Annotated in this window: 7 protein-coding genes; 4 read left to right on the top strand and 3 right to left on the bottom strand. The window is 63.5% G+C overall.

Annotated features, from left to right (window positions below; translation table 11 throughout):
* Positions 1 to 195: 195 nt before the first annotated feature.
* Both WF331_RS12290 and WF331_RS12285 read right to left on the bottom strand, forming a co-directional pair.
* The gene (locus tag WF331_RS12290; protein WP_016500258.1) at positions 196 to 648 is read right to left on the bottom strand and encodes a GNAT family N-acetyltransferase; all 453 of its coding nucleotides are present in this window, start codon (positions 646 to 648) and stop codon (positions 196 to 198) included.
* A gap of 84 nt (positions 649 to 732) precedes the next feature.
* Entirely contained in the window at positions 733 to 2,421 is a 1,689-nt protein-coding gene (locus WF331_RS12285) for an NAD(P)H dependent flavin oxidoreductase family protein (RefSeq protein WP_284397745.1), read from the bottom strand.
* A 79-nt stretch (positions 2,422 to 2,500) separates the two neighbouring features.
* On the opposite strand from WF331_RS12285, the gene pdxR reads away from it, so the two are divergent.
* Complete coding sequence (pdxR, locus tag WF331_RS12280; protein WP_340622956.1) at positions 2,501 to 3,976, top strand: MocR-like pyridoxine biosynthesis transcription factor PdxR; 1,476 nt, start codon at positions 2,501 to 2,503, stop codon at positions 3,974 to 3,976.
* A 165-nt stretch (positions 3,977 to 4,141) separates the two neighbouring features.
* Here pdxR and WF331_RS12275 read toward each other — a convergent pair whose 3' ends face one another.
* Positions 4,142 to 5,383 (bottom strand): DUF1835 domain-containing protein, encoded by a 1,242-nt coding sequence (locus tag WF331_RS12275; protein WP_016500255.1) that lies wholly within the window; start codon positions 5,381 to 5,383, stop codon positions 4,142 to 4,144.
* A gap of 226 nt (positions 5,384 to 5,609) precedes the next feature.
* Between WF331_RS12275 and WF331_RS12270 the strand changes: the two genes are divergently transcribed.
* The 3 genes from WF331_RS12270 to mgtA all read left to right on the top strand — a co-directional run bounded on the left by WF331_RS12270 (position 5,610) and on the right by mgtA (position 11,761).
* Complete coding sequence (locus tag WF331_RS12270) at positions 5,610 to 6,500, top strand: alpha/beta fold hydrolase (RefSeq protein WP_016500254.1); 891 nt, start codon at positions 5,610 to 5,612, stop codon at positions 6,498 to 6,500.
* A 155-nt stretch (positions 6,501 to 6,655) separates the two neighbouring features.
* Entirely contained in the window at positions 6,656 to 8,281 is a 1,626-nt protein-coding gene (locus WF331_RS12265; RefSeq protein ID WP_340622955.1) for a methyl-accepting chemotaxis protein, read from the top strand.
* A 765-nt stretch (positions 8,282 to 9,046) separates the two neighbouring features.
* Positions 9,047 to 11,761, top strand: coding sequence for a magnesium-translocating P-type ATPase (mgtA, locus tag WF331_RS12260; protein ID WP_016500252.1), 2,715 nt, complete (start codon positions 9,047 to 9,049; stop codon positions 11,759 to 11,761).
* Positions 11,762 to 11,943 lie beyond the last annotated feature (182 nt).

Genomic DNA, 11,943 nt, shown 5'->3' with positions numbered 1-11,943 from the left:
CGATTGCCCGGGCAGCGTCTGTACGTTAGCGAACAGACCCGTCACGGCTCTGCGCCCCGGACAACGGGCGGGTGATACCTGCCCCCGAACAGCAGGTGGAACAGACCGTTGTGCAAGAACAGCGGCCCCGGCAACAACAGCTGCGAAGCTGATAACCAGGCACCGCTTTGCGGTACTTTTGCGACAGGGCCGCGCCTACACAGTCGGCAGGCGCTTTTCCATTGGCTGGTAGAGCAGCCCGGCAAACTCGCCCACTTCGCCTGCCAGGGTGAAGCCGTAGTGTTGGTAGGCAGGCACTGAAGACAGCGACGCCTTGACCGTCACGACGTCTACCCGGGCATGTTCCAGCGCGGCATTCATCAGGCGCGTGCCGATGCCCTGGCGTTGCCAACCCGGTGCAATGAACAGCATCGCAACGTGGCGGCCTTCCTTGAGCTCGATCAGCCCCGTGAGGGCGCCCTGCGCAACACAGGCCAGCATCAGGTTGTCGCCCCTCATGCGCTCGGCAAACGCCTGGGGTGCTACCACCTTGGTGAAGGTCTCGATACCTTGCGCAGACAGCGAGGGCGCAACTGCCTGCATGAAGGCATCCAGGCACAAGGTGCTGGCTTGGGGGAGGTCGTCAGGGGTCAGGTTGCGTATTTGCATATTGTTCGTCCGTGGCTGTCAGCGTCCTGCTGGCAACCTTATCCTGTAAATCCGGCTTGATCGACAACCGCCAGGGCTTGGGGATCAAGCGGCCCTCGCCACGGTCGGCTTGCCTTCACCGATCAGGATGTCTTCGAAAAACGCCCCGACCGGCTCGGTGGGATGGCACAGCTGTATTTCCAGCACCCATACCACCTCGCTCGGAACGATCTCCACCTCGGCCAGTTTGTCCTGCCCATAGAGCATGTGCGGGAAGTCGGCGATGCGATGGCCGGCCAGGTTGCGCTCCAGCTGCCAGCCTTTGGACTTGGCACTGTGCTCGGCGAAGTCATACAGCTCGCGTCCGGTCAGCCCACGGCCCCAGGCCTGGCGGGTTTCGGCGAACACCTCGTGCAGTGCCTTCACGCAGGCGTGGTGCAGGTCGTGCTGGCCAAACACGAAGGTGTCGCCATAGTCGCCTTCGTAGCCATCCCATACCGGGCCGACGTCGACTACGACGATATCCGTAGTACGTAATACACGTTGCAGGTCGATGCCTTGTCGCGGTGTACGTACGGTGTCGTCGCCGAAGCGGATGTAGGTGGGGTGCCAGGTGTGGGACGCGCCCATTGCCTGCAAGGTTTGCGCAGCCATCTCCAGTGCCTGGGCGGTGGTCATGCCGACGCGCAGTTGGCTGGCGATCGCGGCCACGGAGCGCACTGACTGCTCGCGGGCAGCGAGCATGCCGTCCAGCGAGTAGCGTGGGCCGACTTTTTCCAGCTCTGGGTGCAGGGTGTTGGCGGCTGCAGCCTGGGGTGCCAGTGCGCCGCTGGCGACAAAAGCCTCCGCGACAAATCGGTGGGGTTGTACGCCGGCGGCAAGGCACAGTTCGCGGGCCTGGTTGATCATGGCGGCATTGCCGCAGGCATAGACCTGGGTGTCGGCCCACTGATGCGCCTGGCCCAACGCCACCTGCTGCACGCGTGCCTCAGCCGAAAGAACCGGGTGCCAGCGAAAGTTGGGGTGTTCATGGCTGGCCTGCTCGAGAAACGCACGGTCATAGAAGTCCGCCGTCGATGACCCGCCCCAGTACAGCGTCACCTTGGCCCCGCGGGCCAGTGCTGTCAGCAACAAGGGCTTGATGCCGGCGTATCCTGTGCCGGTGGCAAACAGCACCAGTGGGCGTTGGTCTTCATGCTGCCAGGTGCAGGCGCCCACCGGCCCCTCAAGGTTCAGTACGGCACCTGCTTGCAGGGTGGGCAGCAGGCCTTCGGTGAACACGCCGCCGCTGACCTTACGGATGTGAAACACCAGTTGCCCCTGGTCCTGAACGGGCAGGTTGGCAATGGAGAAGCAGCGGCTGTCACCGTTGTCGAGCTGGAATCTTACGTATTGGCCTGCCCGCACTTCCAGCGGTTGAGCAGGTTGCAGCACCAGTTCGACGATATCTGCACTCAACTCGCGCTGGTTGTGAACCTGCGCCTGGAACGCCAGTGTCGGGGCGTCCAGGGACCAACCTGGGATCGCCAGGCGCATGTCGCTGCAGGCGTGGCTCTGGCACAGCAGCATCTCGTCGGCGGCCAGGGGGTAGGAGGGCGCGGGGGTGTCTGCATCCCGCTGCTTGTCCTGATACTGCCCCGATACCACCTTCACCTTGCAGGACCCGCACGCGCCGCGGCGGCAGGAGAAAGGTACCGGCAGGCCACTGGCGAGCATGGCATCGAGCAGCAGCTCCTGGCTGGCTTCGAAGGTTTTGCCCGAGGGCGACAATTCGATGACGTGACGGCTTTGCATGAGCACCTCGGAGGCAAATGGAGGCTCGATTGTTGCTATAGTCCAGGACCAGCAGAACCTCCAGTTTTGGATAATTCACATGGTCCAGCTTCGCAAATGGCAGCCGCTGCTCAAGCTTGATGGGGCGCAGTCTTCGTACCGGCAGATCGTCGAGGGGTTGGTGGCCGCGATCAGCGAGGGCCGCCTGCGCCCTGGCACGCCGCTGCCGGGCACGCGGGAAATGGCGCAACTGTTGAACGTCAACCGCAAGACAGTGATCCTTGCCTACGAGGAAGCCGAGACCAAAGGCTGGCTGCAGAGCGTGCAGCGCCGGGGCACTTTCGTCAGCCAACAGCTGGCGACCGGAATACCCACCGAGCCCGCTACCACGGGGCCTTTCGCGCTGGCGTTGCCAGAGGAGCCTGCCGTTGCCTACTTCGAGGCGAACGAACGGGCTGCAGCGCAGCAGGGGCGGCCAGGGGCCTTGTTCTTTGACAACGGCGCCTGTGACCATCGGCTGTTGCCCCAGGCAGTCCTGCATCGCTATTACCGCAATGCCTTGCGCAGCAGCTTTACCAGCAACAGCGTGCGCCATGGCAGCGATTGCAGCAGCCTCTACCTGCGCGCCGCCCTGGCCGACATGCTGAGGCACAATCGCAGCCTGAACGTTGGCGCCGAGCATATCTGCCTGACCCAAGGCGTGCAGATGTCGCTGTCGCTGTTGGCCAGCGTGCTGCTCAAGCCGGGGGATGCCGTGCTGGTCGAGCGCCTGAGCTATCCGCCGGCGTGGGAGATTTTCCGTCAGTTGGGTGCCCGGCTGGTGACCGTGGACCTGGACCATGAGGGGTGCCGGGTCGATCAGATCGATGCCCTGTGCCGGCAGCACAAGGTGCGGATGATGTACATAACGCCCCATCACCAGTTTCCGACCACGGTCAGCTTGCCAGCCGGGCGCCGGCAGCAGTTGCTGGAACTGGCGCGGCAGCACGACTTCTGCGTGGTCGAGGAAGACTACGACTACGAATACCACTTTTCCGGGCGGCCTTATCTGCCTTTGGCCAGCGACCGTCAGCAGCGGCACGTGATTTACATCGGCACACTGTCCAAGCCCTTGGGCAGCACGTTCCGTTGCAGCTATATCGTCGCGCCGGTAGAGGTAACCGCAGTGCTGGAGCGCAGGGCGACGCTGACCCTGGGGCAGGGCGATGCGGTGATGCAGCGGATGCTGGCGGACTTGATCAACGATGGCGAGCTGAAGAAGCACTTGCGCCGGGTCAACCGCGAGTACCGTCGGCGTCGGCAGACCCTGTTGGCTTGCCTGCACGATGCGTTTGGCGAGCAGATTACCGTGCATGAGCCGGAAGGCGGGCTGGCGCTGTGGGTGCGGTTTTCCGACGCGATCAATGTGGACCAGTTGGTAGCCAAGGCGCTGGCGCTGGACCTGGTGGTGCGCAGTGGTCGGCAGTTCTCGCCGTTTGGCCATGCCGAGAATGCCTTGCGCCTGGGGTTTGCTTCGCTGGATGTGGATGAGATCCGGCAGGCCACCCAGCGCCTGGCGCAGGCAGCAGAAAGGTGATTTCACGACTGCGGTGATTCAATTGTCTGGCGCCGCCTGGACTGGCCTCATCGCCGGCAAGCCAGCTCCCACAGGAGTGATGCAAGACCTGAGGTCAATGCGTTCCAGGTGGGAGCTGGCTTGCCGGCGATGGGCCGCACAGCGGCCCTGGGGTTGAGCACGTTATCAACGTCGCCACACCTCGCCTTGTTCGGTCACTACCCAAGGCCTGTCAGCCGCATCCACCAGCACCCCGCCAACCCAGCGCTGCGAAGGGTTGTGATCAAGCCAGTGCGCCTTGCCTGCAAGCACCTGCTCGGCAAGCGGCGTCAGCCGCAGCGGTCGCTGCGCCCAAGCTTCCCCTGAGCCTTCCAGCAGCAGCGGTTGTGGCGCGTGGATCAACGGCTGCAACAGCACATGGAACATCTGGTCACCGAGGTAAGGCAGCGGGTCATCCTGCATCATCAACTGGCCAAAAACGCGCCCGGCCGGTAGCTCGCCGCGTGAAGCCAACACGCGCAGCAGCAGGCGTTCGGTAAGGCTCAATCCATCCTGTGCCCCCGGCAGCTCCTGTAGCTGGCGCGCCAATGCCCCGCCGAGCAACGGCAAGGCCGGGTGCGTGTGGTCAGCGAGGCCTGCCCAGGTCTTTGGATTGGGTGCGGTGTAGGCCGCCCATGCTTCGCGGGCCAGGGCCAGTGCATCCTCACCCAGTGCGCGACGTTGCGGCCACAGCCAGGCCAACAGGTCGGGGGCCAGTTGCCCGATGCCGATGAAACGCTCGATACCGGGTACCTGGTCAATTTCGATCAGCTCAAGCCGACGCGGCAGGCCGGGCAGGCTGGCGAGCACGCGAATCAGGAACAGCTGGTCGTAAGCGTCGGCCTCGCACCACAGCACAATTTCGCTGTCGCGGTTCAGCCCGGCCAGTGCGCTACGCTGCGCCGCCTGCCGCTGTTCCAGGTCCAGGGGGCTCAGCTTGAATGCCTGTTGCACGTAGGCGCTGCGCACCTGCCAGTACTGCTCGTCGGGCAGCGCCGGTACAGGCCCCATGACCATCGGGTCGTCGAACATCTGGAAGGCGCCGGCAAACCCGGCGGTATGCAAGCTGTGGGCGATGTCGTTGCCGCAGCGCCAATGCTGCACGCTGGCCTCGTCATCGGCGGAAAAACCGGGGTGGCGTGCTGCGAAAGCCACGGCGTCGGCATGGGCCTTGAGCCTTGGCCAGCTGGCAAAGCCGGCCTCGCGGGCCACCAGCCATTGGGTGTCGGCAAGCCGGTAGTCGGGGCCGGGCAGGCCAAGCGTGCGCAATTGCTCGCGGGCGTCGTCGGCTTGGTGGTTTTTCAGTTCAGCCAGCAAGCGCTTGGCGCGTTTGCGCAAGGCGGGCAGGTCGAGCAAGCCGTGGTGGCGGGAAGCATTGATGGCGGGCATGCCAACTCCTTTGGGGCTCGGTCCGCCGACAAGCCGGGAGCTGGTATGGAAATGGAGTGAAGCATGGCTCGGGCAACCCCTTTGCGCGGACCGCAGGCGCAGCCGGCGCCCAGGTCCCGACTTTAACGGTGCAGCGCAGCGGGTTGCAAACGATAGTTTTCCCATGGGTTGCCGTGCGCCTTATAGTGGCGGGCTTTTCTCCGTTGAAGTCAAAGGAATGGCGACCATGCGCATACGCACCCTGCTTGCAGCAATCGGGACCAGCTTGTCGCTGGGCTCGGCATTGGCTGCGCCAAGCCAGCCAGTGCCTGTAGCGGGCGAACGTATTTCGGTAACGGTCGAGGGCACCGGGCCGGACGTCATCCTGATCCCCGGGCTGGCCTCTTCCCGTGAGGTTTGGGCGGGGCTCGCCAGCACACTGCGCCAGCAGCATCGCCTGCACCTGGTGCAGGTTGCAGGCTTTGCCGGCTCGCCTGCCGTGCCCACTGTGGACGGGCGCGTGGCCGCTCCGGTGGCCCAGGCGGTTGCAGACTATATCGGCAGCCAGCACCTTGAGGCACCGGCCATCATTGGCCATTCGCTGGGCGGTGAGGTCGCGCTGATGATTGGTGCACGCCACCCCGAGCGGGTAGGGCGGCTGATGGTTGTCGATGCGCTGCCGTTCTACACGTTATTGCTCAACCCCATGGCTACCGCCGAAGCGGCTGCAGCGCAGGCGGCGGCATTGCGTGATGGGATGCTGGCGGCCCCGGCAGTTCAGGCCGAAGCCATGCAGCGCACAGCCATCGACCGGCTGGCCAAGACCGCTGCGGCCCGGCCGGCACTGGTCGAAGCCGCGCTGCGCTCGGACCGCAAGGTGGTGGCCGATGCCACCTATGAATTGATGACCACCGACCTGCGCCCGGAGCTTGGCAGCATCCAGTCGCCGGTGCAGGTCGTCTATGCCTATGACCCCTTGTATGGCATACCCGCTGCCAGCGTCGATGCAACCTTCGCAAACGCCTACGCAGGGACGCGAAACATCAGCTTCAAACGTATTGATGGCAGCTTCCACTTTGTCATGCTGGACCAACCGCAGGCCTTCGCGGAGGCGGTAGTCGACTTCCTCGAACGCTGAGATTGGCTGCGGCCCAACCTGCGCCCGGCAACATCTGTTCGGTTACCGCCCATAACCGACTCCCCACGCCTCAAGCCTGCGCGGGCACCTCCGATAGCAGCACACCCACCGTCGAATCTCGACCAGAAGTGGTGCCAACAAGGAGTACTGCCCGCATGCTTGCCAACCTGAAAATACGTACCGGAATGTTCTGGGTGCTGTCGCTGTTCAGCCTGACCCTGCTGTTTTCCACCGTCAGTGCCTGGCGGGCAGCAGTGGGCAGCGACCAGCAGATCACCGAACTGGACCAGACCGCACACCAGTCGGACCGGTTGAACAACGCATTGTTGATGGCGATCCGCGCCAGCGCCAATGTGTCCTCGGGCTTCATCGAGCAGCTGGGTGGCCATGACGAGAGTGCGGCCAAGCGCATGGCGCTGTCGGTCGAGCTGAACGACAAGAGCCAGACGCTGGTCGACGAATTTGTCGAGAACACCCGCGATCCAGCCCTGCGCACGTTGGCAACCCAGCTGCAGGCTACCTTTGCCGATTACGCCAAGGCGGTGGCCGGGCAGCGTGAGGCAACTCGCCAGCGCTCGCTGGAGCATTACTTCAAGGTCAACGGCGATGCCGGAAGTGCCATGGGCCGGCTGCAAGCGCTGCGCCAGCAACTGGTGGGCGCACTGAGCGAACGTGGCCAGCAGATCATGCTTGAGTCTGACCGGCGCCTGGCCCGCGCCCAACTGCTAAGCCTGGGGCTGTTGGCGGTGACCTTGGTGCTGGCGGCGCTGTGCTGGGCCTTCATTGCCCAGCGTGTTTTGCACCCGCTGCGCGAAGCCGGTAGGCATTTCCAGCGTATTGCCGGTGGCGACCTGAGCGTGCCGGTGCAGGGGCAGGGCAATAACGAGATCGGCCAGCTGTTCCACGAACTGCAGCGCATGCAGCAGAGCCAGCGCGACACCCTGGGGCAGATCAACCACTGTGCCCGGCAGCTGGACGCCGCTGCCACGGCGTTGAACGCGGTTACCGAGGAAAGCGCCAACAACCTGCGCCAGCAGGGGCAAGAGCTGGAGCAGGCAGCCACCGCGGTGACCGAAATGACCACGGCCGTGGAGGAGGTTGCGCGCAACGCCATCACCACCTCGCAAACCACCAGCGAGTCCAACCAGCTGGCCGCGCAAAGCCGCCAGCAAGTCAGCGAAAACATCGACGGCACCGAGGCCATGACCCGCGAGATCCAGGCTAGCAGTGCACACCTGGAGCAACTGGTCGGGCAGGTGCGGGATATCGGCAAGGTACTGGAAGTGATTCGCTCGGTGTCCGAGCAAACCAACCTGCTGGCGCTCAATGCCGCCATCGAGGCGGCCCGCGCCGGTGAGGCCGGGCGCGGCTTTGCGGTGGTGGCGGATGAGGTGCGCACGCTGGCCTACCGCACGCAACAATCGACCCAGGAAATCGAACAGATGATCGGCCGCGTGCAGGCGGGCACCGAAGCGGCAGTGGCGTCGATGCAGGCCAGCACCAACCGCGCCCAGTCCACACTGGACGTGACCCTGGCCTCGGGGCAGGTGCTGGAAGGTATCTACAGTGCGATTGGCGAAATCAACGAGCGCAACCTGGTCATTGCCAGTGCGGCCGAAGAGCAGGCTCAGGTCGCACGGGAAGTGGACCGTAACCTGCTGAACATTCGCGAACTGTCGATCAACTCGGCGACGGGAGCGCAGCAGACCAGCGAGGCGAGCAAGGCGCTGTCGGGGCTGGTGGGGGAGATGACGGCATTGGTGGGGCGGTTCAGAGTGTAAGGTTCGCCGGGCGACGGGCGTCAAACTCGAACCTGACCGTTGTTACATTAAAAGTGGGTGAAACTTATTTAAAGTTCCCCTTGCGGGTTGACTTCGATACTACGCTTGAATAAAGTTCGATCGCCCCGAGAAAGGGCCTTTTTTCCATTCACTGAAGAATTCAATGGACACAGTATCTAGTCGCTGCCTGACCCCTGCCGTATGGCCTGGTCAGGCACTTGAACCGGAACACCGGTCCCGACACCCTGGTCGGGCAAGCCGCGCCAGAGCCTGATGCTCCGTCGTGACTTGCCGCCACCGGTGTCTGCCGGTTGGAGGCAAGCTCATGAACCTCACTTCATTCGTTTCACATTGCCTGTTCGCCGGCCTTGCGCCGCAGCAGGCCCGTGCCCGGCCGTCCCGCCTGCACGGGTACCCTGACCACAGCCAGGAGCCCCCCAGTAGATGCGGGCGGCTGGCGTGTCTGCATGCCCGCTTGAGCCCCCAGACTTCTCGCTGAATAAAAGATATTAAACGGTATCTTTGCTCTCGAACTTTTTTAAATTAAAAGTTCGCGGGCAGTTATTGCACGGTATTTATCAAAAGGAATCACACCATGGACTGCGCGAGTAGAAAGTTCGCTGCCGAAACAACTTCCGACCCTCGGCAGCGGACAGACAACTGTCGGAAAAGCCCAGTATTTTTCTGCGACCCGACATGCCTTCGTTCACCGCCTGAGTGAAACGTCTGTGTGTCGTGCCGCTGCAGCGGCAGGAGCACAGCAACATGACTGTCAAACACCGCAACACCTCATCGGCCAAGGCCGAACGCGAAACTCGCCTGTCTACCCGCGCTGCCCGTGAAGCGCGCAATGGGCTGGCCGTCACCCTCGCCAACCTTGATGCCAGCGAACACGGCCTGACCGAGCACGAGGCTGCCAAGCGCCTGGAGCACGATGGGGCCAACCAGGTCGCCCACGACCCGCAACCTCACGCCCTGATGCAATTGCTCAAGGCCCTGCACAACCCGTTCATCTATGTACTGCTGACCCTGGCCGGGATCAGCTTTGTCACCGACTACTGGCTGCCGGTCAGCGCCGGCGAAACGGACGACGCCGACCTGACCAAGGTCATCATCATCATGACCATGGTCAGCCTCAGCAGCCTGCTGCGCTTCTGGCAGGAATACCGCTCGAACAAGGCCGCCGACGCGCTCAAGGCCATGGTGCGTACCACCGCCACCGTGCTGCGTCGCGAGCAGGTCGGGCAGGCTCCGCGCCTGCGCGAAGTGCCCATGGACGAACTGGTGGCCGGCGACATCGTGCAGCTTTCTGCAGGCGACATGATCCCCGCCGACATTCGTCTGCTCGAATCGCGCGACCTGTTCATCAGCCAGGCGGTGCTCACCGGCGAAGCGCTGCCGGTCGAGAAGTACGACACCTTGGGCAATGTCGCGCAGAAGTCCGCCACCGGGCATGGTGCTGACCAGGGCAACCTGCTCGAGCTGCCGAACATCTGCTTCATGGGCACCAACGTGGTCAGCGGCCGCGCCCGCGCCGTGGTGGTCGCTACTGGCCGACGTACCTACTTCGGCTCGCTGGCCAAAGCCATTGCCGGTTCCCGTAGCCAGACCGCCTTCGACCGGGGCGTGAACAGCGTCAGCAGCCTGCTGATCCGCTTCATGCTGGTGATGGTGCCGGTGGTGTTCATGATCAACGGCGTGGTCAAGGGCGACTGGGGTGATGCCTTCCTCTTCGCGCTTGCCGTGGCAGTGGGGCTGACCCCGGAAATGCTGCCGATGATCGTCAGCGCCAACCTGGCCAAGGGCGCCGTGGCCATGGCCCGGCGCAAGGTGGTGGTCAAGCGCCTGAACGCCATCCAGAACCTGGGCTCCATGGATGTACTGTGCACCGACAAGACCGGCACGCTCACCCAGGACCGGATCATCCTCGAACACCACGTGCGCTTCGACGGCCAGCGCGACCGGCATATTCTTGAACTGGCCTGGCTCAACAGCCATCACCAGAGCGGCATCCGCAACCTGATGGACCAGGCCGTGCTGCATTTCGCTGGCCAGGACCGTGAGTTCAAGGTGCCTTACGCCTACGCAAAGGTCGACGAACTGCCGTTCGATTTCATCCGCCGTCGCTTGTCGGTGGTGGTGAAAAACGCCTTGGGTGATCACCTGCTGGTCAGCAAGGGTGCGGTCGAGGAAATGCTCGCTATCGCCACGCATGTGCAGGAAAGCGACCGTGTCGTTGCCCTGGACCCGCTCCGCCGCCAGCAGCTTCTGACCAGCGCCGAGGCCTACAACCAGGATGGCTTCCGTGTGCTGGTGGTCGCCACCCGCGAGATCCTGGCTGCCGAAGGCAAGGCGCAGTACCACACCGACGATGAGCGCGACCTGGTGATCCAGGGCTTCCTGACCTTCCTCGACCCACCCAAGGAAACTGCCGGCCCGGCCATCGCCGCCCTGCGCGACATGGGCGTGCGGGTGAAGGTACTGACCGGCGACAACCTGGTGGTTACCTGCAAGGTCTGCCGTGAGGTGGGCCTGGAGCCAGGCCTGCCACTGCTCGGCCAGGACATCGAGCGCATGGACGACCCCGCCCTGAAGCTTCAGGTAGAGGAACGCACGGTCTTTGCCAAGCTCACCCCGCTGCAGAAATCACGTGTGCTCAAGGCCCTGCAAGCCAATGGTCACACGGTGGGCTTCCTCGGCGACGGCATCAACGACGCCGCAGCCCTGCGCGATGCCGACGTGGGTATCTCGGTAGATAGCGGCACCGACATCGCCAAGGAGTCGGCCGATATCATCCTGCTGGAAAAGAGCCTGATGGTGCTGGAGGAGGGGGTGCTCAAAGGCCGTGAAACTTTCGGCAATATCATGAAGTACCTGTGCATGACTGCCAGCTCCAACTTTGGCAACGTGTTCTCGGTTCTGGTGGCCAGTGCGTTCATTCCCTTCCTGCCGATGCTGGCAATCCACCTGCTGCTGCAGAACCTGATGTACGACTTCTCCCAGCTGTCGCTGCCGTGGGACCGCATGGACAAGGAGTTTCTCAGCAAGCCACGCAAATGGGATGCCCGCAACATCGGCCGCTTCATGCTGTGGATCGGCCCGACCTCGTCGATCTTCGATATCACCACCTTTGCCTTGATGTGGTACGTGTTCGCCGCCAACAGCGTCGAGATGCAGGCGCTGTTCCAGTCAGGCTGGTTCATCGAGGGGTTGCTGTCACAGACCTTGGTGGTACACATGCTGCGCACCCGCAAAGTGCCGTTCTTCCAAAGCACCGCTGCGTTGCCGGTGGTGCTGGCAACGGGGCTGGTGATGGCATTGGGGATCTACATCCCGTTCTCGCCGGTGGGCGCGATGGTCGGCCTGGTGCCGCTGCCGTGGGAATACTTCCCTTGGCTGGTTGCTACCCTGCTGGGCTATTGCGTGGTCGCGCAAGGCATGAAGACCCTCTACATCCGCCGCTTCGGGCAGTGGTTCTGAGCCAGGCGAGGAGAGCAGGCCATGCGAGTACTGATCTGTGCGGGACGCAACTATGCCCACACCCGGCGTCGCCTTCAAGTCATGCGGCGTACCTGTGGGAGCCGGCTAGCCGGCCATGGGCCCAGAGCAAGCAGCACAAGACAGTAGCTATTACGGGTATAGCGTGGCCCTAAATCTGCGCG

This window comes from Pseudomonas sp. YNh (genome assembly GCF_037993085.1).
Lineage (GTDB): Bacteria > Pseudomonadota > Gammaproteobacteria > Pseudomonadales > Pseudomonadaceae > Aquipseudomonas > Aquipseudomonas putida.
The sequence above is the reverse complement of the archived record's forward strand: the minus strand, read 5'-3'. Positions and strand labels throughout refer to the sequence as shown.